Genomic DNA, 25893 nt, shown 5'->3' on the forward strand with positions numbered 1-25893 from the left:
ATCATGGAATCCCCCTGCATTCTCGTCTGTTCGATCGATGACAAGACCGGCTATTGCTTCGGCTGCGGCCGCACGCGCGACGAGATCGCCGGCTGGATCGAGATGACGGATGCCGAGCGGCGCGACGTGATGAACCTCCTGCCCGCGAGGCTTGAGACGGTGGAGCGCAAGCCTCGACGCATCACGCGCCGCAGAGCGCTTGCAGAGGGCGGGTCTGCCTCATGAGATCGCTCGCCGTCGTTCTTGGTATTCTGGGAATAGGTCTTGCGCTGCTTCTCTACAATCATGACAGCGGCCAGACCCTTGGAATGTCGAACGACGATTTCGGGCATTTCATCTATCTGCTGCCGATCGCGCTCATGCTCAGCGCGGGCGTGATCGGTTCGCGCGTTCGGCTGGGCCGCAATCTCACCTATCTGGCCATCTGGGCCGTGATCGCCCTGATCTTCATGGTCGCGTTTGTCTATCAGGATGAAGCCAAACAGGTCGGGCGACGAGTGCTCGCCGAATTGATGCCAGGCCATTCGGTCGTGCTGACCGGCCTGAACGGGGAAAATGAAGTCGTGATCCGCAGAACGCAGGGCGGTCACTTTGCGGTGAATGCGCAAGTCAACGAACAGCGCGTCGGCATGCTGATCGACACCGGGGCAAGTCAGGTCACGCTGACCTATGAGGATGCAAAGAAGGCTGGCCTCAAGCCGGAGACGTTGAAGTTCTCCATGCCGGTAACGACCGCCAACGGCATGGCTCAGGCAGCCCCGGTGACGATCCCGGAGCTTTCGATCGGGCCTATCGTGCGCAAGAATGTCTCGGCTGCGGTTGCGCAGGAAGGCCGTCTTGATACGAGCCTTCTCGGAATGAACTTCCTGTCTTCGCTGTCGGCAGTCCGCATTCAGCCCAATGAAATGCGGCTGATGGACTGATCTGCAAGTTTTCCACAGGCTCGCGCAGCCAGAACAGGCAAATCGGCCGGTGGCCCGATCCACGGCGGCGCATGTCATCCAACTGAAGCATTGGACCAGTATCAAAGCGTTGCAGGCGCTCTCGATTTTGCTTCCGGCCCCCGCTCCGGAATGGCGCTTGCAAGCTTTGACGCCCCCATCGTCACGGCACCCTTTTCGAGGCCGGTTTTCCGGCCTCTTTTTTTGCGCTCTCTGTCTGTTTGCTTTTACGCAATTCCGGACGCGAAACCGGTTTCCACTTTCGGCTCGGAATTGCTCCAGATCAATCGAGACTGCAATAACGGCGGCCGGATTTGCGGCTGCGCAGGTCGAAGTGGAAATGGTCGCCGTGATACGGATCGCCGGGGCCAAGAACCGTGTTGAAATATTTGCAGGAGTCGGCTCGGACCGAGTTCAGCAGCCCCTTCTGCCGGAACGAGAAGAAGCCCGGCTTGCGCACATCAATCCCCTCGCCGTTGTTCAGGATGATCTGGCCGACATCGATAGCGTTGCCTTTGGCATGTTCAGACCATGGATTGCCGCGCTTCGAATTCATCGGGCGGCATGAGTAGGACGACATCTGACGGATCGTGTTAACGCCGGAGAAGTAGCGGATGCGAGCGGTTGGAACCAGGTCGTCCTTGACCCAGCGCGCAAAGGTCACGGCCATGCCGCAGTTCAGCTTTGCGGCGGGAAGGATGCGCACGCCGTTGATCGCCTGAACCTGCACGGGATAGTCGATGCCGCAGCTCGGGCCGTCATGGATGGAAGGGATATCGGTATAGGAAACGCCGAGCTTCTGCAGCAGCACGCGGCAGCTCTTTTCGGAAGCCGGCATGCCGCCCTGGCTCTCGGGCACGGACATCGGATTGTTGAAACGCGGGATATAGGCGACCTTCTGTTCCTGGACCGGTGCGGGTTTCGCGACGGCATCGTCGACCGGGAGGCTACGAGCCGTGGAGACATCGCGGAGATTGTCGGTACCGATGCCATCCACAACGGGCGCATCGACATCGCCTTCGGCTATCTGCGGCGTCTGGCCCTGCTTTGCCTGTGCCTGCTGCGCACGCTGACCGGAAAAGCCGAAGAGCTTGTCCATGTCGACTTCACCGGATTTCGCCTCGGCGGGCGGTGCGGCGCTGGCAACCTGGAGTGACTGGTTCGCCTCTTCCGCCTGCGGCGCCTGGGAGGCCATCGCATCGGGCGCTTCGATAACGTCCCTATTTGGGCTTGCAGCCTGCTGGCTACGCTCGATCCGGCCGACCGGACCTTCAAGAATGGGATAGGCGACGTTGCGCGAACTCGACTTGACCGGCGCCAGCGGGACGGCATGGGTCTTCCCGCGCGCGCCGATATCGGAAACCGACATGGGGTCGGAATCATAGCATCCGGAAAGGATCAGGCAGGCAAGCGCCACCGAAGACGCGCTCCGCGCGATAGAAGTCGAGAACACCATACTCATCTCTCTTCAGACGCGGGATCGCAACACACCGCCGATGTCTGTTACCGAGGTTATTGCGAGCATTAAGTGCGGCGCATAAGCTCACGCGCATGTGCTGCAGCCATCAGAAGAAGGCTAGCAACGAATGGTAAATGATACCTTTCGGTCACCGGATGGAGATAGCGATGAGACTGATCTTGGCAAGCATGCTCCTCATTACCGCCGCGGGCGCGCAGGCCGCGGATTGCAGCAAATGGAAAGCCTCGATGGAGGAAGGCGAAGGCGGCAGCCGCATGGTAGCGCGGATGTGTAATGTGGCAGGCGGCGAACTGACCATCGAGTGCGGCGCGCCGGGCACATTGCTGATGGCCTTTGCGCCGACAGGCGACTTCGCACCGCCCGGTGACAATCCCGACTTCGTGGGACCATTCTCGATCAAGATCGGAAATGAACGCTTCGACCGCGGCATGACTTATGGGGCCATGGACGGCCTCATGGAGTCGGAAGTTCAATTCAAAGACAAGCTGGCAGACGCTCTCGGCAAGGCGGATAGCGGCGCTATTTCCTTCGCCTCATCCAAGGCCAGGATTGCCGAATCCAGTTTCGCGCTCAACGGCGCGGCAGCGGCCTTGAAAAAGCTCAAGGCCAGCTGCCGGAAGGGCTGAGCGGATTGCGGATCAACCGCCGACGGAGAGTTTCCAGTCTTCATCGAGGCGGAAGCGGCAGGTATGGCGGATATCCTCGGCGCTTGCCGCAATCACGGCCTCGTATTCGCCGGCGTCCGCAATGAAGCAGCGGGCCTCCTCGTCGAAGCGGCAGAGGTCGCGGAGCGTGATGCAGAGATCGATCTGCTTCGCTTCGCCCGCTGCCAGCCGGATCTTGCGGAACGCGCGCAGTTCCTTGTCGGGACGCTCGACCTTGGGCGCAAGCGGACGCACATAAAGCTGGACGACATCGGCCCCTGCCCGCTTGCCCGTATTCGTGATGTTGAGCGTGACCTTGAGACCGTCCTTGCCGATCGCTTCGGCGCTGATCTTGGGACGCCCCCAGGAAAAGGTCGTGTAGGACAGGCCGTGGCCGAAGGGGAAAAGCGTCTTGATCTTGCGGGTATCGTGATGACGATAGCCGACGAAGACACCTTCGCGATATTCGACATGGCCATCCTTGCCCGGATAGACTGCGGGATCACCCGTGATGGCCGAATTGTCCTCCAGCGTCAGCGGGAAGGTCTGAGGCAGGCGACCGCCCGGCTCGGCAAAGCCGAAGAGCACGTCGGCTATCGCGTTGCCAGCCTCCTGGCCCGGATACCAGCTCTGAAGGACGGCTGCGACGTTATCGATCCACGGCATCTCCACCGGGCCTCCTGTCTGCAGGACGACGATGGTCTTCGGGTTGACCGCAGCGACGCGCGCAATGAATTCGTCCTGACGCCCAGGCAGGCGCAGGTCCGGCAGATCATTGCCTTCCGTATCCCATTCGCCTTCGCGACCGGCGAAGACGATGGCAACATCGCAAGTCTGCGCCTTCTTCAGCGCCTCCTCGAACTCCGCCTCGCCGAGCGGCAGCTCGACGCCGATGCGAATGGCATTGAGGTGGAGACCACCGTCGCCGGCAATCGGCGAGCGAAACTCGGCGACAATCTGCACGGGCACACCGGCTTCAAGGGTCACACCCTTGCGGACTTCGTCATTGCCCGCGGTGAAGTAGTTCGCGCCGCGCTTCCAGTTGTCCCAGTTCTCGATCACTTGCTGGCTGCCGACTTTCAGGCGTGAGCGGCCGGCGGAGACGAGACCGAAGACATGCACGCCATCAGCCTCCGGCGTATAGGTGAAGACTACGCGTGCGGAGAAGGCGTTGATGTTGAACGTCTTGCTGATCGGGTCCATCCAGAAGCGCTCGGACAGGTCGATGTCTTCGGCGTGAACGGCAGCGCCCGAAAGGTCGGTCGAATTGAAATACTCGATATGGACCGGCCCGCGATACAGCTTGACCAGACGGTTGTTGGCGACACCCTTCACATGGAAGATTGCGTTGGAGCCGGCAAGTGCCTTCCTGATGCCTTCAAGCGGAGCCACGGAGTAATGCGCATTGATCTGCGCCGAGCCGCCGCCCATGATGCGCGCTTCGGCAGCATTGGGACCCAGAACAGCGATCGTACCTGTATCGTTCTTGTTGAGCGGGAGGATACCGTTGTTCTTGAGGAGCACCGTGCCTTCTGCGCCTGCACGGCGGATGAGTGCCCGATGTTCCGGACGGTCTTCGGCGACCTCTGCACGCATTTCCACATCGGTAAATGCACCGGTCCAGCGAATGAGGTCGAGGATGCGATGGGCCGATTCCGCGATCCTGGCGGCATCGATCTCGCCGTTCTTCACGGCTGCCACAAGCTTTTCGCCGCGATCGCGCGTAGGGCCCGGCATTTCAAGATCGAGGCCTGCAGCGACCGAGGCAACCGTCGAATGCGAGCCGAACCAATCGGACATGACAATGCCATCAAAGCCCCATTCGACGCGCAGAACCTGCGTCAGCAGCCATTGGTGTTCGCTGGTGAAGGTGCCGTTGAGGCGATTGTATGAGGACATGATGGCGCGCGCACCGGCGCGCTTCACAGCAGCTTCAAAAGGAGGAAGATAGAGTTCGCGCAGGGCCCGCTCGCCAATGTCGGACGACATGGTGAAACGCTCGATTTCCGATTCATTGCCCACGAAATGCTTGATCGTCGCGGCAATGCCCTCGCCCTGCACACCCTCGATATAGCCGACGGCCATCTCGGAGGTCAGGTGCGGATCTTCAGAATAGCATTCGAAATTGCGGCCATTGAGGCCGGAGCGGTGTATGTTGACTGTCGGTGCAAGCAGAACGCGGGCGGACTTTGACTTCGCTTCTTCGGCCAGGGCCTTGCCGATGGCGCGGGCCAGCGCGGGATCGAAGCTGGAACCGATGGAGATGGCGCAAGGGAAGCAGGCAGACTTCACACCGCCGACCAGCGAGCCCGCGCCGCGTGCGCCGTTCGGGCCATCTGTGACCTTGATCTTGGGTATTTTCAGCCGCGGAACCGGCACTGTCGTCCAGAAATCGGCACCGGACAGCAGGGCCACCTGCTCTTCGAGTGTCATCTTCGCCAGCAGGTTATCAACGGCCAATGCTACCTCCTGCCACTTACGCAGCATGCAGTTTCAGTTATGAGCTAAAACGTTTCAGGGACGCTCTCTTTAACCGTATCGACCCGCCATTTCAATCTTGTGGCGGCTATCGCCGCCTCGAAATTGACTTGGACGCCGTGTCAAGCAATGCTCAAACCCTTGAAGAATCGTGGAGAATGAGATGCCGGAGACCATCCGACCGAAAGGCGAATTGACGCTGAGAACGCTGGCCATGCCGGGCGACGCCAATGCCGCAGGCGACATTTTCGGCGGCTGGGTCATGGCGCAGATGGACCTTGCCTGCGGCATCCGCGCCGCTGAACGCGCCAAGGGTCGCGTGGTGACCGCCGCCGTCAAGGAAATGGCCTTCGCCATGCCGGTGAAGATCGGTGACACGCTCTGCATCTATTCCGACATCCAGGCGGTCGGCCGCACCTCGATCACGCTCAATATCGAGGTCTGGGCGCAGCGCTATCTCAGCGACCGGATGGAGAAGGTCACCAATGCCATCTTCATCATGGTGGCGCTGGACAAGGACGGGAAGCCGACGCCCGTTCCGCCGGAAGCGTGAGTGAGAGCCGTGCAAGAGTTTCTGAAAATCGATACGGCAAGCGCCGAAGTCTCGCTCGATGCCCGCCACCCCGGCTTCTACCGCAACCCCAATCCGACCTATGCAGCGCTGATCGAGATCGGCCCCGCCTTCTACTGGCGCGAACAGAAACAATGGTATTTCACGCGCTACGATGCCGTCAACGCGCTCCTGCGCGACCGGCGCTTCGGCCGGCAGATCACGCATGTGATGAGCCGCGACGAAGCTGGGCTTGGACCGGCCGATCCTCGGCTTGCGGATTTCGACCGGGCCGAATCGAAGTCGCTTCTGGAGCTGGAGCCGCCGGAGCACACGCGGCTGCGCACGCTGGTCAACCGTGCCTTCGTGTCCCGCCATATCGAGAAGCTGCGGCCGGAGATCGGAGCACTTGCCCATCAACTGATCGACGGTTTCGGGCCGAAAGGCGAAGTCGAGCTGCTTTCCGCCTTTGCCGAAATCGTGCCGGTGACGGTGATTGCCCGCATGATCGGCGTGCCGGACGACATGTGCCGGCAATTGCTCGACTGGTCGCACGACTATGTCCGCATGTACCAGTTCGGCCGAACGGCAGAGGACGAGGCGCGCGCCAACAGGGCCGCAAAAGACTTTGCCGACTATGTCGTGAGGCTCGCCGCCGAGAAGCGGGCCAACCCGCAGGACGATCTCCTGAGCCTCATGGTTCAGCCGGCGCGCGATGGGCAGTATCTGACCGAAGAGGAGCTTGTCTCGACAACCATCGTGCTCCTCAATGCGGGGCATGAGGCGACCGTTCATCAGATCGGCAACGCGGTGAACATCATTCTCCAGAGCGGGCTTGATCCGAAGTCACTGACAAGTGATGAGACCAGGACCGAGCGATTGGTCGAGGAATGTTTCCGCATTTCCGCGCCTGTTCACATCTTCGAGCGCTGGGCGCTGGAGGATGTCGAGGTTCAGGAGCAGAGCTTCAGGAAGGGCGACAAGGTCGGGCTGATCCTTGCGGCCGCCAATCTGGACCCGGCGAAATTTCCCGAACCTCTGGCCTTCAAGCCGGAGCGCGACGAGGGCCAGAACCTTTCCTTCGGGGCGGGCATTCACTTCTGCATCGGCGCGCCGCTGGCGCGGCTGGAGATGAACACAGTCCTGCCGATCCTCTTCGATCGTCTGCCCGGCATTCGCCTCGCTCAAGAGCCGCAGGTCAAGGATGTCTATCACTTCCATGGGCTGGAGCGGCTCGAACTGATCTGGTGAGTCGGCTTATGTATTTGAGGCCATCTCCGCCGCCCGCTCCTCCTGCTCCTCGCCAATCTCCTCGGCCTGCTGTTCCAGCTCCCTCTTGAGCTTGTCGAGTTCCCGCTCATCCAGCTTTTCCACCCCAACCAGCCGATTATGCGCGGCGCCGACCAATATCAACTCATCCAGTTTCGCCTGGATGGCTTCGCTATCGCGGTTTTGGGAATTCTGCAGAACGAAGATCATCAGGAAGGTGATGATCGTCGTCGAGGTGTTGATGACGAGCTGCCACACATCGGAGAACCCGAATAGCGGTCCCGTCGCCGCCCATGCAACGACCAGCGTCACTGCGAGTACAAAGGTCGCAGGCTTGCCGGCAAGCTTGGATGTTCTGGTTGCGAACTTGGAAAACAGTTTGGTGACGTCGGCCATGTGTCTCTCCCCGGAATGGACCCAGGGAGAAACGCCGTATTTATTAGCTTGTTCCGATGGACGTGCGTGTCAGGCCGGTTGCTGGGACAGCGCTCCCGGCTTGCGGCCGCGGTTGATGCCGAGAACCACGACGGCCGCGATGAGGCAAGCGAAGCCCGCGATATAGACGGCCGGCATGAAGGTCTCATAGTCGGTGCGGATATAGCCCGCCCCAAATGTGGCGGTGGCCGCGCCGAGCTGGTGGGCTGCGAAGACCCAGCCGAAGACGATGTTGGCCTTGTCCCGGCCAAAGTTGGCCACAGTCAGTTTGACGGTCGGCGGCACAGTCGCCACCCAATCGAGGCCGTAGAACACCGCGAAGAGCGACAGCGTTACATAGTCGAAACCGGACATGGACAGCGCGATCAGCGACAACCCGCGCAGGCCGTAGAACCAGAAGAGCAGCCAGCGATTGTCGAATCGGTCGGAGAGCCAACCGGCGCCGAGCGTACCGATGAAGTCGAAAATGCCGATCGTCGCCAGAAGCCCGGCGGCAGCGACGGGCAGGATGCCGAAATCACCGCAGATCGAGATCCAGTGCGTCTGAACAAGCCCATTGGTGCTGAGGCCGCAGACGAAGAAGGAGAAGAACAGGGCCCAGAAAACCGGCTTGCCGATGGCGCCGCGAAGCACGACCAACGGTGTCATCAGCATTTCGCCAAAAGAGGCTGCGCGCGCCGGCGGCGGTTCGATTGCCTTGCCGCCGAAGGGCGCCAGACCGACATCGGCGGGATAATTGCGCATGAATGTGAGCATCAGAACGAGGGCTGCGCTCAGGATTACGACCATGACTGAGAGCGCGGTGCGCCAGCCGTAATGCTCCGTGAGGCTTGCCAGAATCGGCAGGAAGATCAGCTGGCCGGTCGCATTGCTGACCGTCATCAGGCCGACGACGAGGCCACGGCGCGCCTCAAACCAGCGTGTGGCGACCGTGGCTCCCAGAACCAGCGCCGTGAGGCCAGTGCCAATGCCGATGAACAGACCCCAGAACAGCATGAGCTGCCAGAGCTGCGTCATGAAGAGCGAGCAGAGAATGCCCAGAGAGATCAGCCCAGCGGCCGTGGCGACCACCGCGCGGATGCCGAATTGGTTCATCAACACGGCTGCAAACGGCCCGAGCAGACCGAAAAGCACGAGGCGGATCGCCATGGCTGTGGAGATTTGCTCCGTGGTCCAGCCGAATTCGGCGCTCAGCGGGCGGATCAAAACGCCTGCGGAGCCCATCGCGCCGGCTGTCGCCAGCATGGTCAGGAAGGTGATGCCGATGACCAGCCAACCATAGTGTATGCCTCTTGCCGCCAGAAAGGCTGCCGCACGCTTTGACATCACGTCTCTCCTATTTACGGGCATATGCCCGCATTTATGCAAAAATTACAAGTCCCCAAGCGCCCCGATCAGCCGATCGAATTCTGCGGCTTCAAGCTTGGCTTCGATGCGCTGCTGAACGTCATTCCAGATCGGCATCGCCTGCTTCAGGAGCGCCCTCGCCTCGCCCGTGAGCGTCAGCATGGTTTCGCGCTGGTCGTCCGGCGATGGCGTCATTGCGACAAGGCCCATGCGATGCAGAACTTTGGTGTTGCGCCCGACCGTCGAACGGTCGAGTTCCAGAATGTCCGCCAATTCCGTCAAAGACACCGGCTGCTTATGCTTGATGTTGCGCAACTGGCTGAACTGCGAAACCGTAACTCCCAACGGCGCGAATGCCTCGTCGTAGACCGCAGTCAGACGACGGGATACCTTGCGCAGCGCAATGCAGTAGCACGGATGTGTCATGATGCGGGTATATACCTACAAATTGACAAAAGCAAGCCGGGTGACATGGCCTGGCTTGCCGGTAACTCAGAGACGGATAACATAGTCCTTGCGGGTCGTCTCGATGACTTCCCATGTGCCGGTAAAGCCGGGGCGGACGATCATGCTGTCGCCAGCCTTAAGATGAACGGGATCGCCACCCTCTTCGGTCAGGATCGAATGGCCTTCGAGAATGTGGAAATATTCCCATTCGTCATAGACGACGCGCCATTTGCCGGGCGTTGCCTGCCAGACGCCGGCATAAATGCCGCCGTCTGCCTCTTCGAAATTCCATGTCGTGAAGCGCGGATCGCCGGAAATGAGACGGTCGGGCGCAGGAGCGCCCTCCTCCGTCTCAACAGTGGACAGGTCGAACTTGTAGGCCTTCGTCATGTCACTCTCCGGCGACGCACTTCTGTTAGACAGCCGCGAGCGACTGTTCGAGGTCCGCGACGATGTCGGCAGCATCCTCGATGCCGATCGACAGGCGAACGACATCCGGACCGGCGCCAGCGGCAATCTGCTGTGCTTCGGTCAGCTGCTTGTGCGTGGTCGATGCCGGGTGGATGACGAGCGAGCGCGTGTCGCCGATATTGGCGAGATGCGAGAAGAGCTTCAGGCCTTCCACGAAGGTCTTGCCGGCGGCATAGCCACCCTTGAGACCGAAGGTGAAGACCGCGCCTGCTCCACGCGGCGAATAGCGCTTTTGCAGCGCATTGTTCGGGTCATCCGGCAGGCCGGAATAGGAAACCCAGCTGACCTTTTCATGCGCCTTCAGCCAGCTTGCGACCTGCAGGGCGTTTTCGCAATGGCGCTGCATGCGCAGCGGCAGCGTTTCGATGCCGGTCAGGAGCTGGAAGGCGTTGAAGGGCGAGATCGACGGGCCGAAATCGCGCAGGCCGAGCACGCGGGCGGCGATCGCGAAGGCGAAATTGCCGAAGATCTGGTGCAGGACGATGCCGTTATATTCCGGGCGCGGCTCGGAGAGCATCGGATAGTTGCCGGACTTCGACCAGTCGAAGGTCCCGCCATCGACGAGGATACCGCCCATGGAGTTGCCATGGCCGCCCATGAACTTGGTCAGCGAGTGCACGACGATGTCCGCACCGTGTTCCAGCGGGCGAATAAGGTAGGGCGTGGCCATCGTGTTGTCGACGATAAGCGGCAGGCCGTGCTTGTGGGCGACTTCGGCGATCGCTGCGATGTCGACAAAGGTGCCGCCCGGATTGGCGAGGCTTTCGATAAAGACGGCGCGGGTGTCGGCATCGATCTGGCGCTCAAGTTCGGCGAGATCGAAGGGATCGGCCCAACGCACCTGCCAGCCGAAGCTCTTGAAGGCATGGCCGAACTGGTTGATCGAACCGCCATAGAGGCGCTTGGCCGCAACGAAATTCTTGCCCGGCTGCATGATCGTGTGGAAGATCAGGAGCTGCGCGGCATGGCCGGAAGCAGTTGCCAGCGCTGCCGTGCCGCCTTCGAGGGCCGCCACCTTTTCTTCCAGAACCGCCTGCGTCGGGTTCATGATGCGGGTGTAGATATTGCCGAACTGCTGCAGGCCGAAGAGCGCTGCGGCGTGATCGGCATCGTTAAAGACGAAGCTGGTCGTCTGGTAGATCGGCGTGGCGCGCGCGCCGGTCGTCGGGTCCGGTTTGGCACCGGCATGAACGGCAAGCGTGGAAAAACCCGGAGTGGTGGCGGTCATCTTTATTCCTCCCGAAGAGACGTTTCTGGAACCGAGGATGGTACGGGTAACAGGTCATTTCGGGCCGTGCGAGGATTTATTGTCTAATTCCGCAGCCAAAATTGGAAAGCTGCAGTATCGATCCGCCGATGCAGAGGAATGCACCAACAGGACTTGATCAGGATCAAGGCGGCGTTTCGGTTCCGGATCAAAAATGGCCGAAAGCAAGTTGAGGAGAGCCCCCCAATGCCGCACGCCATGGCCAAGATCGAGCACAATGTCTTCCAGAGCCTTCGTGGCCGGGTTCAGTCCTGGTGGCAGGAACGACGGGAGATCGCGCGCGAACTCGATGAGCTTTCAGCGCTCGGCGATCAGGGGCTGGCGATGCTGGCGACCGATGTCGGCGTGAATCCGCAGATGCTGGCGGCCATCGTCCGCCACGGCGCCTCCGCTGCCGACGACATGGAACGCCTGATGCGGGCACTCAACATCGATCCGGATGCCGTTCACTATGACGAGCCCGGCCTTTATCGCGGCCTGCAAACCGCTTGCGCGCTTTGCGAGGACAAGGGCCGCTGCCGCCACGAACTCGACGCCGGGACGGCCTCCGAAAATTACACCCATTTCTGCCCAAACCATGAAACGATGAGCGAACTTCGCGCGCATCCCGAATTTCAGGCCGGCTAAGAATAGGGTCAGAGACCGAGGCGCGGGATTTCTATGGCCGGGCAGCGGTTCATGACGACCGTGATACCCTTCTCCTCGGCACGCGCTGCAGCCAGATCGTTGCGCACGCCAAGCTGGCCCCAGATGTATCGGGGAAGCGTCTTCATCTTGAACACATCATCGACCACATCGCCCATCTGCTCCGGCGCGCGGAAGACGTCGATCATGTCCACCGGCACATCGATATCGGTAAGATTCGCGACGACGGTCTGGCCGTGAATGGCCTTTCCGGCCTGCCCCGGATTGACGGGGATCACGGTGTAGCCGCGCTTCAGCAGCATGGCCATGACGCCATAGCTCGGCCGTTCCGGCTTGGGCGAGGCTCCCACCAGCGCGATCGTTTTTGTGGATGTCAAAATCTCGCGAATGAGCGTATCGGGATACTGATCGTGGTTCATGCCGTCCTCCGCCATAAGTCAGCCGTCTTGTCGGGGAACAGATACGCCCCTCAAACCGTTCATATCGAATTCCCCGACCCGAATTGAAAGGGCAGTCTGATGATAAAGTTTATGATTCCTGGCGCTGTTGCCCTTGCCGTCATGCTGGTCGCGGGCAATGCTGGCGCCATCTCGCGTTACAACTCGACCGGAATGAGCTGCGAGCGCATCCAGGGCTTACTCGCCAGCCAGGGGGCCGCCATCTTCCGCTATCCTTCCAAGCGCGTCGCAAATCTGCCGCTCTACGACCGCTATGTTCGCAGCGGGGCTTATTGCGGGCCGCATCAGGTGGCGGAGGAAGTTACTATTCCCTCGGCCAACGGTCAGTGTCCCGTCCTCCATTGCATTCAGGAGCCGGACCGCTGTGACGACCTGTTCTCGGCTTTTTGCAGGTGACAAGAGCCTATTCCGGCAGAACCAGATGGCCCGAGGCGTCCTGCTGCACGAACGGGTTATACGCGACCTCCCAGAGGTGGCCGTCAGGATCGGCGAAATAGCCGGAATAGCCACCCCAGAAGACTTTCTCCGGCGGCTTGACCGGCGTCGCGCCGCAGGACAGCGCGAACTTGTAGACGGCATCCACACCGGTTTCACTGGATACATTGTGGGCGAGCGTGACGCCCGAGAAGCCTTTCGGCGTGTTCTCCACATGCGCATCCTCGGCTAGCGAGGCACGCAAGAACAGGGCAAGCACGGTCCCCTTCAACTGAATGAAGGTGATAGCGTCCTGCGATGCCGAACTCTTCGTCCATCCCAGCCGCTCATAGAACTCGGTTGAACGCCGGACATCCTCTACCCCCAGGGTAATGATGGAAATACGCGGATCGATAGACAAACTGTTCTCCTTATGTTCACTTTCGGCGACCTTACAGCGGGTTTTCTCGCCTGACAAGACGGCAGAACCGCGACCGCTTGACGCCGGAACATGAGGAGCGCACTGTCACACATCTGTCATATTTGATCCCGCCGGTGTTCCCTTGCCTTTCGATATCGCGCTTCTTGTTCTCCTTGGCGCACTTTTTCACGCCAGCTGGAATGCCATCATCAAGGGCGGCGACGACAAGGTTCTCAATACCGCGATGATCTCGCTCGGAGCAGGCGTGATTTCGCTTCTCGCCCTGCCTTTCTTTCCGTTGCCGGGCTGGCAGATCCTGCCCTTCCTGATGGCCTCGGTCGTCCTGCAGACGATCTATTTCCTGCTGATTGCCGCCAGCTACAGGCTGGGTGATATCGCTCTGGTCTATCCGCTGATGCGGGGGGCTGCGCCGCTCGTGGTGACGGCGCTGAGTTTTACGGTGTTCGGAGAACGCATCTCGACCCACGCGCTGATCGGTATCGGCTGCATCTCCGGCGGCATTTTCATCATGGCGCTAGGGGTCCGCGCCAATAGCGCCAAGGCGGCGGCGCTCGCGCTTCTCAATGCGGTGATGATAGGCCTCTATACGCTCTTCGACGCCTGGGGCGCGCGCACAGCGAATGACCCGATTTCCTATGTGCTGTGGATCTCGATCCTGCCGCCCTTCGTGCTTTTCGGCTATGCGCTTTATTCGCGCGGCAACGTCCGAGTCCGCGAACATCTCAAGCTCAACTGGTGGCGGGCAGCGGTGGGTGGCGCAGGCTCAATCGGATCCTATGGCGTGGCATTGTGGGCGATGACGAAAGCCCCGGTCGCGCTGGTGGCGGCGCTGCGCGAGACGTCCATCGTCTTCGCGTTGCTGATCTCCGTCTTCGTGTTCCGGGAAAACGGGAGCATCTGGCGCTATCTCGCCGGCGGCGTCATCACCGCCGGCGCTTTGGCATTGAAGCTGGCTTAGGCCTTGGCGGCAGCGAGTGCCGCGTGCTTCTCGGCCATGGCGGCATCCTCCGTCCAGACCTTCGCAAAGGACGGGCGCGAGGCGATCCGGTCGCGATATTCGACAAAGCGCGGGCGCTGCGGCACCATGCCGAACATCATGGTCCAGTTGAGCGCGACGCCCCACTGTATATCGGCAAGGCTCATGCGATCTCCGAGAATGTAAGGGCCATTCGACAACGCGCCTTCAAGCACATCGAGCATCTGGTCGTAGGTTCCGTAAACGGACTGCGTCACGGGACCGGGATCGACATTGCGGAACTTGTCCATCAGCGCCGGCTCGAAGCACGCGGCGTAGTAGACAAGCCAGCGCAGATAGGTGCCACGATCCGGATCGTCGACCGCCGGCGTCAGCCCTGCCTCCGGAAAGAGATCGCCCAGATAGATGGCAATCGCGATCTGCTCCGTCACCAGCCTGCCGCGATGTTCGATCGCCGGCACCTTGCCGAGCGGATTGATCGCCAGGTAGCCGGCCTCACGGTTCTCGCCCGCCTTCATGTTCATGACATGCAGGTCATAGGGCGCGTCAAGCTCTTCCAGAATGATGCGTGTGCCGGCCGCGCGGGTCTGCGGCATGTAGTGCAGGGTGATGCTGTCGTTGCCGTTCATGGTGTCTCTCTCCTCGTTTGATGGGTGATGATGTCAGGTTAGCGCCCCATACCTGTCAGAATATGTCATATTCATTCCGGCATGATCAGGAAAAATGCGGGAGTATCTGACAATGCGGGCGAGCCGCCTCATCAACATCCTGACGACCCTGCAGGCGCGTGGCCTTGTGACCGCCACCGAGCTCAGCGAAGAGAACGGTGTATCGCTGCGCACCATCTATCGCGATATCGACCAGCTCTCGCTCGCCGGCATTCCGGTCTATAGCGAGCGCGGGCCGGATGGCGGCTACCGGCTGCTCGATGGCTATCGCGTGCGGCTGAACGGGCTTTCGGCGAAGGAAGCGGAGGCACTGTTCCTGAGCGGGTTACCGGGCCCTGCTGCCGATCTCGGGCTTGGCGCGGTGATGGCGAGCGCTGAAAAGAAGCTCGCCGTCGCCCTGCCCGAAGACCTGCGCAAGAGTGCCGCGGCCATGCGCAGCCGGTTTCATCTCGACACAGTCGCGTGGTTCGGCGAAGGCGAGCAGCCGGCGCATCTGGAGGCGATCACGGATGCGGTGTGGAACCACAAGGTCATCCGCATGCGCTACCAGACATGGCGCAAGGAGAAGACGATCGAGACGCAACCGCTCGGCCTCGTACTCAAGGGCGGCGCCTGGTATCTCGTCGCACGCACAGGTGATGCGCCGCTGACCTATCGCATCGCCCGTATCCTCGATCTCATCGTGACCGACGAAACCTTCGTGCCGCCGCGCGAATTCGATCTTGCGGCCCATTGGCGCGAGAGCACCGAACGGCTGGATGCCGAGATGCATCCGAATGTCGCCCGTGTGCGGCTCTCGAAATGGGGCGCGCAGATGCTGCCCTATTTCAACAGCGGCTATGCGAACAAGCGAATGGTCTTGGGCGGGCCAGAACCGGACGGCTGGTGCGAGGCGACGCTGCCCATCGGGTCAACGCGACAGGCAGCAACCGAGTTCCTGCGGCTTGGTCCCGAAATCGAGGTCCTCGAACCGCAAGAGCTTCGCGACATGATGGCGGATATGGCCGCGAAAATGGTGGCGATTTACTCGCCTGTCCATTCCGGGTGACGCTTGCCGAGGAAGGCGGCGATGCCCTCCTCTGCATCTCTTGCCAGCATGTTTTCGGTCATGACGCGGCCGGAATAGGCATAGGCCTCTTCGAGCGGCATATCGATCTGGCGATAGAAGGCTTCCTTGCCGATCTTCAGCGTGAGCGGCGATTTCGAGGCGATGACGGCGGCATATTTGTCGACAACCTGACGCAGATATTCCTTCGGCACGATGCGGTTGACGAGGCCGAAATCCTTGGCGTTGCTGGCATCGATCGTCTCGCCCGTCAGCAGCATTTCCATCGCCTGCTTGCGATGCGCCGCACGCGAAACGGCCACCATGGGCGTCGAGCAGAAGAGACCGATATTGACGCCCGGCGTGCAGAAGGTCGCCGCATCGGTGCAGATCGCGAGATCGCAGGTCGCGACAAGCTGGCAGCCTGCGGCGGTCGCCAGACCTTCGATTTCTGCAATCACCGGCTTGGGGCAATGGGTGATGGTCAGCATCAGCTCGGCGCAGAGGGCGAAGGTCTTTTCGAAGAAGGCCTTGCCCCGATCAGCGTCGGCGCGGTGGGCTGTCATTTCCTTGAGATCATGGCCGGCGCAGAAAACCTTGCCGCGTGCGGCGAGGATGATCACGCGGACCGCCTTGTCTGCCCCTGCCCGCAAGATTTCGGCCTTCAGCGTCTCCATCATGGCAATCGACAGCGCATTGGCGGGCGGCGAATTGAGTGTCAGCCGCAATATCCCGTCTGCCGCCTCGACGATCAATGGGCTCGGTGCGCCATCGGCCTTCAGGGATACGACGTCTGCCATGGGTTCCTCCGGACAAAACTGTTTATAGTTGAACAAAAAGGCGTTATCGATATCCGTTATAAACCGGAGGAGACTGCAATGACACCCGTGCTGACGGCTGAACAGATCAACGAATTTCTGGAGCGGGAATTCCCGCAGGTTCACAGCCAGGGCCGCATTTTCGAGGTGATCAATGTGGCCTCCGGGACGGCAACGCTGCGCTTCACGCCTAACGAGATGCACTTGCGACCGGGCGGCACCGTCAGCGGTCCCGCCATGTTCGCGCTCGCCGATGTGGGCGCCTATGTGACGCTGCTAGCCCATATCGGTCCCGTTGCCATGGCGGTGACGGCCAATATGAACATCAACTTCCTCAGCCGTCCCGATCCGGTGCCGCTCGATGGCGTTGGGCGCGTGCTCAAAATCGGCAAGCGGCTGTCGGTGATCGAGATCGCCATCGAGCGCGTCGATACCCGCGAACTCATCGCACACGCCACGGCGACCTATTCGCAGCCGGCCAGATAGCGAATTTATGTGGTAAAAAATTACCACATTCTCAAGTATCTGTTTTTGCTAGTCTATTTTTTCAAGCGTCGAAATTGGCTCGCTTGACGTCATTCTCAACCACACGTATAAGCCGGCACAGAAACGCGGTCCCGAATGGGGCCGCTTTCATTATTGGCGGAAAGTGTTCGAGCTTACGCCAATTCAAGCAACAAGAAACGCTCCGGTTTCCGGAGATCGAACGAAAGAGACCCGACATGTCTACCTTCATGCAGAAGACTGCCGAGGTGGAGAAGAAGTGGATCCTGATCGACGCCGAAGGGCTTGTCGTCGGCCGCCTCGCCACCATCATTGCCATGCACCTCCGTGGCAAGACCAAGGCTACCTACACCCCCCATGTTGACGACGGCGACAACGTCATCGTCATCAATGCCGAAAAGGCTGTTCTGACCGGCAAGAAGTACACCGACAAGAAGTACTACTGGCACACCGGCTATCCGGGCGGCATCAAGGAGCGTACGGCTCGCCAGATCATCGAAGGCAAGTTCCCGGAACGTGTCATCGAGAAGGCTGTTGAGCGCATGATCCCGCGCGGCCCGCTCGGCCGTCGCCAGATGAAGAACCTGCGCGTTTACGCCGGAACGAACCATCCGCACGAAGCACAGCAGCCCGTCACGCTTGACGTTGCCGCGCTGAATTCCAAGAACACCAGGAGCGCCTGATTATGGCTGACCTTTCTGCTCTCAAGTCCCTCGCAGGCTCTTCCGAGACTGCCGCTGCTCCGGCATACGTCCGCAAGGTCGATGCCCAGGGCCGCTCCTATGCCACCGGCAAGCGTAAGGACGCTGTTGCCCGCGTGTGGGTCAAGGCCGGCTCCGGCAAGATCATCGTCAACGGCAAGGACTACAGCGCCTATTTCGCACGTCCGGTTCTGCAGATGATCCTGCAGCAGCCGCTCGTTGCTGCAGCCCGCGGCGGCCAGATCGACATCGTCGCCACGGTTGCCGGCGGTGGTCTTTCCGGTCAGGCCGGTGCCGTTCGTCACGGCATCTCCAAGGCCCTCACCTACTTCGAACCGGGCCTGCGCGCGGTTCTGAAGAAGGGCGGCTTCCTGACGCGCGACAGCCGCGTTGTTGAACGTAAGAAGTACGGCAAGGCCAAGGCCCGCCGGTCCTTCCAGTTCTCGAAGCGCTAATCGCACTTCTGGCCAAGTTCTCGAAGCGCTAGTCGCTTCCCGACATTCGACTTTCGAAAGGGCTGCCTTCGGGCGGCCCTTTTGCGTTTCGGGTGCCATTTACGGGAATGGCCTGACGAAAGCTTCGGCTGCGAAATTTCCGCCATTGTTCATGGAGATTCGCGCGCGTGCAGGCGGAAGACGTCAAGATCATCCTCGTTCTGGCTTCCTGGAGTTCCGGTTCCACGTCGGTGGCCGGCTATCTCGACAAATGCGGGGCTTATTCCTGTCCTCCCCACGTCCACACCGTCGATGAGCGCACCCCGAATGCCTATGAACCGGCCGAATACAAGCAGGTGCTGGGCCTCTGCATCGATGAGAACACGCTGGAGCCGACACCGCGCTTCAACGCCTTCGAGCCCTTTTTCGCCAACTGGATCGCACGCCAGCGGCAGAAGGCGGCCGAAGGTGGCCACAGGTTCATCGTGCTGAAGCACGCCCTGCAATCCTTCATGCTGGCGGCCATCTTGAAGATCGAGCCGGATTGCCGGATCGTCGTCGCCAGTCGCCCATTCGAGAAAATCGAGGCGACGCGGGCGCGGCGAAACTGGGCACTCTCCTATGGCGAATGGGGCGCGCGCAAAGTTTACGGCGCGACCTACACATGGCTGCACGAAAACAATTGCGGCTATCTGGTCGTACCCTACGAGCGCCTTCGCAACGAGGCGCATCTGCGCGATGAGATGCTGACCTATCTCGGCCTCGCCCCCTCGCCGCAGCAGCGCGCCGAGGCCGATGCATTCCTGAAGTGAGAGACGACAAGCGATGAGCCAACAGGCCAAACTGCCAGAGCCGCCCTATTATGTCGTCTGCTTCTCCTCACAGAGAACCGAAGGTGACAACGGCTATGGCGAAATGGCCGACGCCATGGAGCGTCTGGCGCATGAGCAGCCGGGTTTTCTCGGTGTCGAAAGCGCGCGCGGGGGCGACGGTTTCGGCATCACCAACTCCTATTGGCAGGACGAAGACGCCATCCGGGCGTGGAAGCGGAACGTCGATCACCTCGTCGCCCAGAAGCTTGGGCGTCAAGACTGGTATCGAACCTACGAAATGCGGATCGCCCGTGTCGAACGCGCCTATGGGTTCGTCCGGACGGACTGAACCGCCGCTTTTGCTCAAATGCGCGGGATCGGCTTCAGGTTTTGATTACGCCGCGCGGCTAGGATGATCTGGATCGAAGTTCCGGACGTCTGCCATGAGTTCCATCTCCACAGCCATGAATACCGCGCTTTCCGGCATGCTGGCGCAGCAGCAGCGCGCCGCTTCAACCGCGAACAACGTGGCGAACGCGCTGACACCTAGCTATGACCGTCTAGTCACGAGCACGAAGCCAAACGCCGGCGGGGGTGTTTCGGCCACCACGACACGGTCCGGAGCGGCGACCTCGCCTGAAAGTTCCAATGTCGATATGGCGCAGGAAGCGGTGGACATGATCGAAACGACCATGGCCTACAAGGCCAATGTCTCCGTCTTCGAAGCCGGCGCCGATATGTGGGAAGCGCTTTCCACGGTTCTGCGCGAGAAGGACGAAAACGGGAACGGCCAAGGCCGATAGAATATTTCCCCGTTTCTTGGAAACGCGAAAATGTTCTGTCTCTTTGTTCTCACGCAAATCCGGACGGAAAACCGGCTGCCACTTTTCCTGGAATTGCTTTTAGCGCATTTCCATTCCAATTTCGCATGCCTCCATTCACACGAGCGCCATTGTCGCCCTGTAGAAGCCGCTATATATCAGGCGTCACGCGACGCGGTGCGCCGCAGACTGTTTATTCCAGCGCAGGACGAATAAGATGGCTCCGAAGATCTTCATTGATGGCGAACACGGCACGACGGGCTTGCAGATCCGGCAGCGTCTGGCCGAGCGCCGCGATCTTCAGATGCTGTCGATCCCGGAAGCCGAGCGGCGCAACGCCGCCATGCGCGAGGACATGCTGAACTCGGCCGACATCGCCATCCTCTGCCTGCCGGACGATGCCTCCATCGAGGCGGCGAAGATGACCGAGGGCAATAACAGCGTTCGCCTGCTTGACGCCTCGACCGCCTTTCGCGTTGATCCCGACTGGGCCTATGGCTTTGCGGAAATGGACAAGGCGCAGGCCGACAGGATCAAGGCGGCGCGGCACGTCTCCAACCCCGGTTGCTATCCGACGGGCGCGATTGGCCTGATCCGGCCTCTGCGCGCTGCCGGCATCATTCCCGATGGCTATCCCGTCAGCGTGAATGCGGTTTCCGGTTACACCGGCGGCGGCAAGGCGATGATCGCGCAGATGGAGGATGCCTCGCGCGAGGATCACATTGCCTCCCCGAACTTCGTCTATGGCCTGACGCTGAAGCACAAGCATGTGCCGGAGATGAAGGTTCACGGGTTGCTCGACCGCGCGCCCCTGTTCTCGCCGTCGGTTGGTCGTTTTCCGCAAGGGATGATCGTTCAGGTTCCGCTTTTCCTGGAAGACCTGAAGGGTGGGCAGACCGTCGAGACGATCCACAAGGTTCTGGTCGAACACTATGCCGGGCAGTCGATCGTAGACGTCGTGCCGCTGGATGTTTCGGCCAGGCTGCCGCGCGTCGATGCGGTCGAACTTGCCGGCAAGGACACGATGAAGCTCTTCGTCTTCGGGACGCCGGGCCAGCCGCATGTCAATCTCGTGGCGCTGCTCGACAATCTCGGCAAGGGCGCGTCTGGCGCTGCCGTGCAGAACATGGATCTGATGCTCGCCGCCTGATTGCGGCGGGTATGCCTGGGAGGGAAAGCCGATGATCGATCATATGGGCATATCCGTTTCCGACTATGCAAAGTCGAAGGCGTTTTATGACGCGATCATGCCAGCGATCGGTGCGGAGCGCTGCATGGAGGTGACGGCCGAAGAAACCGGCGGGACCTATGAGGGCGCCGGCTACGGCGTCGGTGGCAAACCGTCCTTCTGGATCGGCATTGGCGGCGCGCTGCAGGGCCGCCTGCATGTTGCCTTTGTCGCGCCCGATCGCGCGTCTGTCGATGCCTTTTACGCAGCCGCCATGAAAGCGGGTGCAACGGACAATGGACCGCCGGGCATTCGTGCACATTATCACCCGAACTATTATGGCGCCTTCGTGCTTGATCCGGACGGCCATAACATCGAGGCGGTCTGCCATCGCCCCGAGTGAAGATTGTACGCAATCTTCGAACGATCCATCCAATAAATCTCCGTAGCGAAGACAATCGAAATCCCTATATTGATCTCAACAGAGGGGTCAGGCGTATTCGGCAGTGACCGATTACGCCTGACCGCTGATTTTTAACGCAATTCCTGACGCGAAACCGGTTTCCACTTTCGCTGGAATTGCTTGAGAGGTGCTACGATGTCTCAGAAGCAGCCGGTATATTTCATTCCTCATGGCGGTGGCCCCTGGCACGTGATGGAAGGAAACACGCGCTTCGGCAATTGGGCCGACCTCCGCGCGTTTCTTGAATCGGTGCAGGGCGAACTACCGGAAAAGCCGAAGGCGATTCTTGTCATCACGGCCCATTGGGACGATGTCGGCACCGTGACCGTATCGACGGCCGAAAAGCCCGGCATGTTTTACGACTATTACGGCTTCCCGCCGCATACCTACCAGATCAAGTATCCCGCGCCCGGTGCACCGGCGATTGCAGAGCACGTACGCAAGGTGCTGGCGGATGCAGGTATTCCCACGGAGACGGATTCGGAGCGAGGATATGACCACGGCACCTTCGTGCCGCTGATGGTTGCCTTCCCAGACGCCGAGATTCCCGTCATCCAGATGTCGATCCGGCAGGATCTCGACCCCGCTTTCCATATCGCGCTCGGGCGTGCACTGGCACCGCTTCGGGACGAAGGCATCCTGATTGTCGGCAGCGGGCTTTCCTACCACAACATGCGCATGTTCGGTTCCACCGAGCCCGGCCACGTCGCACAGGCGAAAGCTTTCGATGGTTGGCTGAAGGAAACGCTGGAAACCGCAGACACAGCGGAGCGCGACACTCGCCTTGCCCGCTGGTGGGACAACCCGGATGCCCGTGCCTGCCATTTCCCGACCCCGGAACATTTCCTGCCCGTCATGGTCGCCGCCGGGGCTGGTGGTGACGAAGCTGGACACCAGGTGTTCCAGGGGATTGTGCTGGAAAAGCCCTATTCGGGCTACCGCTGGGGCTGAGCAAAGCCGCCTATTCGCCTGGATGGGTGCGGTTGTCTCGCTCGTTGAGGCGAACGGCAACCCAGCCCACCAGCACGAAGGCTATGGGCAAGACCACGTAATAGACGATTTCCATCGTTGTCATGTCAGTGCTCCAAGGGTTCGTCTTGCCAACATATGTAGTATAAGCGCGGCGGAAAGCCAAATCACAATGCCAAGGCTCGACCCAAAGGAGAAATCCGGGGCAGCGTTGGAACGAGCGGAAATGGCTGAGGCCGGCGCTATCAACCCTGCAACGACACAGGCCGTGAACGCGCGATCCAGCGCGTTGGCGAGAAGCTTGGTGCGTTCGTTGCGGATCAGGCTCATGAGCTCTTCATAGCACAGCCCGATACAACCGTCACGCGATCAATGTTTCGTCAAGCGCGATACGCGTTGCCGACGCTGCTTGCAACGTCCCTCGGATATTCCCCGACAATGCCTCGCCAATGGGCGATGGCGAAGCCTAGGACGATGAGCGCGCCGATCTGGTGCGTCAGCGCAGCATGCATATCGACCTGGGTGAGCAGGGTGGCGATTCCGAGCCCCGCCTGGATCGTTACCAGCAGGAGGAGAACAATGCCGCGCCGGCAATGGGTTGTGCCGCGGGCAACGCGGAAGAGCCAGATGGCCTGGGCGAGTGCGGCGGCAAACAGGAGATAGGCTCCACAGCGATGGATGAATTGCACCATCTTCGGGTTTTCGAACAGATTGATCCACCACGGCTTCTGGATGAAAAGGTCACCGGGAACGAGCGCGCCGTCCATCAGCGGCCAAGTGTTGTAACTCAGACCCGCGTGAAGGCCCGCGACGAGCGCGCCGAGATAGATCTGGAAGAGCGCCAGGAAGGCAATGATGCCGGCAAACAGCGCCCCTCGCCTTGGTGCTTCGTCTGAGGAATGCGGGGTCAGGCCGCGCATGATCCAGATGGTTGCCGAGAAGATCAGACAGGCCATGACCAGATGTACGGCGAGCCGGTATTGGCTCACGCTGGTTAGCTCCGTGAGCCCGGAGGCCACCATCCACCAGCCGATGGCGCCCTGAAGACCGCCGAGGAGGAATATTCCGAGGAGCGGAAGACGCAGGCGCTTTTCGATCCGGCCCTTGGCCAGGAAATAGAGGAACGGCAGGAGAAACAGAATGCCGATGGATCGGGCAAGCAATCTGTGCGCCCATTCCCACCAGTAGATGCTCTTGAAGCCCTCCAGCGTCATGTCCGTGTTCATTTTCTGATACTGCGGAATGCGCTTGTAGAGGTCGAACTCCTCCTGCCACTGCTGTTCGTTCAGCGGCGGAACGACACCGTGGATCGGCTTCCATTCTGTGATGGAGAGGCCCGACTGCGTGAGCCGCGTCGCGCCGCCAACCAGCACAAGTGCGAAAAGAGCCAGCACGACCAGACCGAGCCATATCCGCAACGGCCGCCGATTATCAGTCGTCGTGAACGTCTGTTCCTGTCTTATTGTCGTGACATGCGCCATCGATCATCACCTTTATGAAACCACTGTTGATTTGCCCTCAAAGCCGGTGCATTACAAGCGCCAAAGGGTCGCACGGCCCTGCCCGCCCCGGCTTTTGCAAGAGCCTCCGGCGAAGCCGTGCGGGAGGACTGCGGGAGACGAGTTGAGATGCCCCTTCGCTTGAGAAAACTGATCGGCATGGTCGCTCTTATCGTCTTCATCGGCGTCTACGTGCTGATCGTGCTTTCGGTTGCCTCCGCGCGCTTTGCCGATGCGCCATGGTGGTCGCATCTGATCTTCTTTGCCGTCGGAGGCCTGCTCTGGGTTCCACCCGCCATGGCCATCATCAAATGGATGGAAAGGCCCGTCGACGACGGACGCCGTTAAGCAGGCGCTAACCGAAAGCGGAAAAACCGCGATCAAAAGTCCCAAAATAAACCAAACCTTGGCGGAAGGCCCGGCATGATCGGTTCAAACGGTCACGGAGAGCCGGGAGAGACGCGTGCCAGTCGCAATTTCGGACTTCATGGTCAGCCCCGCGAACAAGGATGTCCTGACGCGCATGAACGCCATCACGATGGAAGTTGCGGCATCAAAGGCGCGCCCGACGCCGGATATCTGCGTCTATCACAGCTTTGAACCTGTGGAGCAGGAATGGCGCATGCTGGAAGGCGGCCGCCATGTTTCTGTGCACCAGTCGTTGACCTGGTGCAAGGCATGGGCCCTGAACATGAACCCGGAACTGGCGATTGTCGTCGGCCGCATGCGCGGGCGTACGGTGTTCATTCTCCCGCTCGAAATTCTTCAGACAGAATTTGGCCGGATCGCCCGCTTCATTGGTGCACGCTTTTCCAATCTCAACACCGGCCTGTTCAACGAAAGCTTTGCGCTTGGATTGAGCAAAGCAGATGTGAAGACCATTCTTGCGTCCATCCGGCGGCAGATGGCGGGGCGCGCTGATCTCATCCAGCTCAGCAACATGCCCGAAACATGGCGTGGTGTCCCGGTTCCGTGGCTTTGTGCCGGTTCGATAGAGAACCACAACAGAGCCTATCAGCTTCCCCTTCGCGCTAGCATGGAGGAGACGCTTGAGCAGATTCACGCCAAGCGCAAGAGAAAGCTCTACCGCAAGTCGATCCGGCAATTCGAAAAGGTTGGCGGCTTCGAACATGTTATCGCTGAGACCGCGGAGGAGAAGAACGCGCTGCTGACCGTCTTCTTCCGCCAGAAGGCGGAGCGGCTGCAGGAGATGCATCTGCCGAACCCGTTTCGGGACGACAATATTCAGGCCTTCTTCAGGGATGCGGCACTTTCCTCGCAGGACATGGCGAACGCCGCACTCACGGTTCAAGCACTCAGGCTGAAAGATGCCAATCGCACAATCGTCGCGGTCGCCGGACTGTCGCGAAAGGGCGGACATGTTCTTTGCCAGTTCGGTTCGGTGGACAACGATGTTGTGCCCGCCGCAAGCCCAGGTGAATTCCTGTTCTATCTGATGATCGAGCAGGCCTGCGCCGATCGCGCCGCCATATTCGACTTCGGCATCGGCTATCAGCTTTACAAGAAGAACTGGTGTCCGGTCGAAACTCGACACCTCGACGCGCTTGTCCCTATCAGCCTTCGGGGCAAGGCGGGTGCGTTCGCGATCTCTGCCGGCACGCGGATGAAGGCGGCTGTGAAACGCAATCGAACGCTATACGCTCTCATCCAGCGGTTCCGGGCCGATACGCAGGGCGCGATCGAACCGGAACACGCAGACTGAGCCA

The 25893-nt window shown here is 60.5% G+C and carries 33 protein-coding genes; 20 read left to right on the forward strand and 13 right to left on the reverse strand.

All coding sequences use genetic code 11. The features are described 5' to 3' along the window. Nucleotides 1-3 precede the first annotated feature (3 nt). Entirely contained in the window at nt 4-225 is a 222-nt protein-coding gene (locus tag ABID16_RS05770) for a DUF1289 domain-containing protein (RefSeq protein ID WP_354555371.1), read from the forward strand. Beyond that, a complete protein-coding gene (locus tag ABID16_RS05775; RefSeq protein ID WP_354555372.1) occupies nt 222-923 on the forward strand; it encodes a retropepsin-like aspartic protease family protein in 702 nt (233 codons plus the stop codon). The genes ABID16_RS05770 and ABID16_RS05775 overlap by 4 nt, the downstream gene beginning before the upstream one ends. A 301-nt stretch (nt 924-1224) precedes the next feature. On the opposite strand, the gene ABID16_RS05780 is transcribed toward ABID16_RS05775, so the two are convergent. Next, entirely contained in the window at nt 1225-2397 is a 1173-nt protein-coding gene (locus ABID16_RS05780; protein WP_354555373.1) for an extensin-like domain-containing protein, read from the reverse strand. Nucleotides 2398-2567: 170 nt separating this feature from the next. Here ABID16_RS05780 and ABID16_RS05785 point away from each other — a divergent pair, with 170 nt between their 5' ends. Next, a complete protein-coding gene (locus ABID16_RS05785; protein WP_354555374.1) occupies nt 2568-3047 on the forward strand; it encodes a hypothetical protein in 480 nt (159 codons plus the stop codon). Between the two features lie 12 nt (nt 3048-3059). On the opposite strand, the gene ABID16_RS05790 is transcribed toward ABID16_RS05785, so the two are convergent. Next, nucleotides 3060-5498 carry a beta-glucosidase gene (locus ABID16_RS05790; protein WP_354555911.1) on the reverse strand — a complete coding sequence of 813 codons (2439 nt, stop codon included), beginning with the start codon at nt 5496-5498 and terminating at the stop codon, nt 3060-3062. Between the two features lie 208 nt (nt 5499-5706). Here ABID16_RS05790 and ABID16_RS05795 point away from each other — a divergent pair, with 208 nt between their 5' ends. Next, on the forward strand, nt 5707-6096 hold the full coding sequence (locus ABID16_RS05795; RefSeq protein ID WP_354555375.1) for an acyl-CoA thioesterase: 390 nt from the start codon (nt 5707-5709) through the stop codon (nt 6094-6096). Further along, a complete protein-coding gene (locus ABID16_RS05800; RefSeq protein ID WP_354555376.1) occupies nt 6097-7344 on the forward strand; it encodes a cytochrome P450 in 1248 nt (415 codons plus the stop codon). A gap of 6 nt (nt 7345-7350) precedes the next feature. On the opposite strand, the gene ABID16_RS05805 is transcribed toward ABID16_RS05800, so the two are convergent. The 5 genes from ABID16_RS05805 to ABID16_RS05825 form a co-directional block, all read right to left on the reverse strand. After that, on the reverse strand, nt 7351-7758 hold the full coding sequence (locus ABID16_RS05805; RefSeq protein WP_354555377.1) for a low affinity iron permease family protein: 408 nt from the start codon (nt 7756-7758) through the stop codon (nt 7351-7353). A gap of 69 nt (nt 7759-7827) precedes the next feature. Continuing rightward, on the reverse strand, nt 7828-9126 hold the full coding sequence (locus ABID16_RS05810; RefSeq protein ID WP_354555378.1) for an MFS transporter: 1299 nt from the start codon (nt 9124-9126) through the stop codon (nt 7828-7830). A gap of 42 nt (nt 9127-9168) precedes the next feature. Further along, entirely contained in the window at nt 9169-9570 is a 402-nt protein-coding gene (locus ABID16_RS05815) for a MarR family winged helix-turn-helix transcriptional regulator (protein WP_354555379.1), read from the reverse strand. Between the two features lie 66 nt (nt 9571-9636). Beyond that, a complete protein-coding gene (locus ABID16_RS05820) occupies nt 9637-9981 on the reverse strand; it encodes a cupin domain-containing protein (protein WP_354555380.1) in 345 nt (114 codons plus the stop codon). Nucleotides 9982-10006: 25 nt separating this feature from the next. Beyond that, nucleotides 10007-11290, reverse strand: coding sequence for an O-acetylhomoserine aminocarboxypropyltransferase (locus ABID16_RS05825; protein WP_354555381.1), 1284 nt, complete (start codon nt 11288-11290; stop codon nt 10007-10009). A 225-nt stretch (nt 11291-11515) separates the two neighbouring features. On the opposite strand from ABID16_RS05825, the gene ABID16_RS05830 reads away from it, so the two are divergent. Then, on the forward strand, nt 11516-11956 hold the full coding sequence (locus ABID16_RS05830; protein WP_354555382.1) for a DUF6455 family protein: 441 nt from the start codon (nt 11516-11518) through the stop codon (nt 11954-11956). 8 nt (nt 11957-11964) lie between these two features. Here ABID16_RS05830 and ABID16_RS05835 read toward each other — a convergent pair whose 3' ends face one another. Next, the gene (locus ABID16_RS05835; RefSeq protein WP_354555383.1) at nt 11965-12393 is read right to left on the reverse strand and encodes a CoA-binding protein; all 429 of its coding nucleotides are present in this window, start codon (nt 12391-12393) and stop codon (nt 11965-11967) included. A gap of 99 nt (nt 12394-12492) precedes the next feature. Between ABID16_RS05835 and ABID16_RS05840 the strand changes: the two genes are divergently transcribed. Then, entirely contained in the window at nt 12493-12828 is a 336-nt protein-coding gene (locus ABID16_RS05840) for a hypothetical protein (protein ID WP_354555384.1), read from the forward strand. A 7-nt stretch (nt 12829-12835) separates the two neighbouring features. On the opposite strand, the gene ABID16_RS05845 is transcribed toward ABID16_RS05840, so the two are convergent. Continuing rightward, entirely contained in the window at nt 12836-13267 is a 432-nt protein-coding gene (locus ABID16_RS05845) for a VOC family protein (RefSeq protein WP_354555385.1), read from the reverse strand. A gap of 142 nt (nt 13268-13409) precedes the next feature. On the opposite strand from ABID16_RS05845, the gene ABID16_RS05850 reads away from it, so the two are divergent. Next, the gene (locus ABID16_RS05850; RefSeq protein ID WP_354555386.1) at nt 13410-14246 is read left to right on the forward strand and encodes an EamA family transporter; all 837 of its coding nucleotides are present in this window, start codon (nt 13410-13412) and stop codon (nt 14244-14246) included. On the opposite strand, the gene ABID16_RS05855 is transcribed toward ABID16_RS05850, so the two are convergent. Then, the gene (locus tag ABID16_RS05855) at nt 14243-14893 is read right to left on the reverse strand and encodes a glutathione S-transferase family protein (RefSeq protein WP_354555387.1); all 651 of its coding nucleotides are present in this window, start codon (nt 14891-14893) and stop codon (nt 14243-14245) included. The genes ABID16_RS05850 and ABID16_RS05855 overlap by 4 nt on opposite strands. Nucleotides 14894-15005: 112 nt before the next feature. Here ABID16_RS05855 and ABID16_RS05860 point away from each other — a divergent pair, with 112 nt between their 5' ends. Continuing rightward, entirely contained in the window at nt 15006-15980 is a 975-nt protein-coding gene (locus ABID16_RS05860; protein ID WP_354555388.1) for a helix-turn-helix transcriptional regulator, read from the forward strand. Here ABID16_RS05860 and ABID16_RS05865 read toward each other — a convergent pair. Further along, the gene (locus ABID16_RS05865) at nt 15956-16777 is read right to left on the reverse strand and encodes an enoyl-CoA hydratase (protein ID WP_354555389.1); all 822 of its coding nucleotides are present in this window, start codon (nt 16775-16777) and stop codon (nt 15956-15958) included. The genes ABID16_RS05860 and ABID16_RS05865 overlap by 25 nt on opposite strands. Before the next feature lie 78 nt (nt 16778-16855). Here ABID16_RS05865 and ABID16_RS05870 point away from each other — a divergent pair, with 78 nt between their 5' ends. From ABID16_RS05870 to ABID16_RS05910, 9 genes are all read left to right on the forward strand, one after another. Beyond that, the gene (locus ABID16_RS05870) at nt 16856-17281 is read left to right on the forward strand and encodes a PaaI family thioesterase (protein WP_354555390.1); all 426 of its coding nucleotides are present in this window, start codon (nt 16856-16858) and stop codon (nt 17279-17281) included. A 236-nt stretch (nt 17282-17517) separates the two neighbouring features. Further along, nucleotides 17518-17982 (forward strand): 50S ribosomal protein L13, encoded by a 465-nt coding sequence (gene rplM, locus ABID16_RS05875; protein WP_354555391.1) that lies wholly within the window; start codon nt 17518-17520, stop codon nt 17980-17982. A 2-nt stretch (nt 17983-17984) separates the two neighbouring features. After that, complete coding sequence (gene rpsI, locus ABID16_RS05880) at nt 17985-18455, forward strand: 30S ribosomal protein S9 (RefSeq protein WP_354555392.1); 471 nt, start codon at nt 17985-17987, stop codon at nt 18453-18455. Between the two features lie 167 nt (nt 18456-18622). Next, nucleotides 18623-19246 carry a hypothetical protein gene (locus ABID16_RS05885; RefSeq protein WP_354555393.1) on the forward strand — a complete coding sequence of 208 codons (624 nt, stop codon included), beginning with the start codon at nt 18623-18625 and terminating at the stop codon, nt 19244-19246. A 13-nt stretch (nt 19247-19259) separates the two neighbouring features. Further along, nucleotides 19260-19595, forward strand: a complete 336-nt coding sequence (locus ABID16_RS05890; protein ID WP_354555394.1) for an antibiotic biosynthesis monooxygenase family protein — start codon at nt 19260-19262, stop codon at nt 19593-19595. Nucleotides 19596-19689: 94 nt separating this feature from the next. Continuing rightward, nucleotides 19690-20049, forward strand: a complete 360-nt coding sequence (locus ABID16_RS05895) for a flagellar basal body rod C-terminal domain-containing protein (RefSeq protein WP_354555395.1) — start codon at nt 19690-19692, stop codon at nt 20047-20049. A gap of 235 nt (nt 20050-20284) precedes the next feature. Then, nucleotides 20285-21217: an N-acetyl-gamma-glutamyl-phosphate reductase gene (gene argC / locus ABID16_RS05900; protein WP_354555396.1), complete on the forward strand. Its 933-nt coding sequence runs from the start codon at nt 20285-20287 to the stop codon at nt 21215-21217. A gap of 31 nt (nt 21218-21248) precedes the next feature. Then, nucleotides 21249-21638: a VOC family protein gene (locus ABID16_RS05905; protein WP_354555397.1), complete on the forward strand. Its 390-nt coding sequence runs from the start codon at nt 21249-21251 to the stop codon at nt 21636-21638. A 195-nt stretch (nt 21639-21833) separates the two neighbouring features. Next, nucleotides 21834-22649 (forward strand): DODA-type extradiol aromatic ring-opening family dioxygenase, encoded by an 816-nt coding sequence (locus ABID16_RS05910; protein ID WP_354555398.1) that lies wholly within the window; start codon nt 21834-21836, stop codon nt 22647-22649. Nucleotides 22650-22769: 120 nt separating this feature from the next. Here the strand turns inward: ABID16_RS05910 and ABID16_RS05915 are convergent, their stop codons facing one another. Beyond that, complete coding sequence (locus ABID16_RS05915; RefSeq protein ID WP_354555399.1) at nt 22770-22997, reverse strand: hypothetical protein; 228 nt, start codon at nt 22995-22997, stop codon at nt 22770-22772. Between the two features lie 50 nt (nt 22998-23047). Then, the gene (locus ABID16_RS05920; protein WP_354555400.1) at nt 23048-24148 is read right to left on the reverse strand and encodes a COX15/CtaA family protein; all 1101 of its coding nucleotides are present in this window, start codon (nt 24146-24148) and stop codon (nt 23048-23050) included. A gap of 147 nt (nt 24149-24295) precedes the next feature. Between ABID16_RS05920 and ABID16_RS05925 the strand changes: the two genes are divergently transcribed. After that, nucleotides 24296-24514 (forward strand): DUF2842 domain-containing protein, encoded by a 219-nt coding sequence (locus ABID16_RS05925; protein ID WP_354555401.1) that lies wholly within the window; start codon nt 24296-24298, stop codon nt 24512-24514. A gap of 115 nt (nt 24515-24629) precedes the next feature. After that, nucleotides 24630-25889 (forward strand): GNAT family N-acetyltransferase, encoded by a 1260-nt coding sequence (locus ABID16_RS05930; RefSeq protein ID WP_354555402.1) that lies wholly within the window; start codon nt 24630-24632, stop codon nt 25887-25889. The last annotated feature ends 4 nt before the right edge of the window (nt 25890-25893 follow it).

It is taken from the genome of Limnomicrobium aquaticum (assembly GCF_040545545.1).
GTDB lineage: Bacteria > Pseudomonadota > Alphaproteobacteria > Rhizobiales > Rhizobiaceae > Ensifer_A > Ensifer_A aquaticum.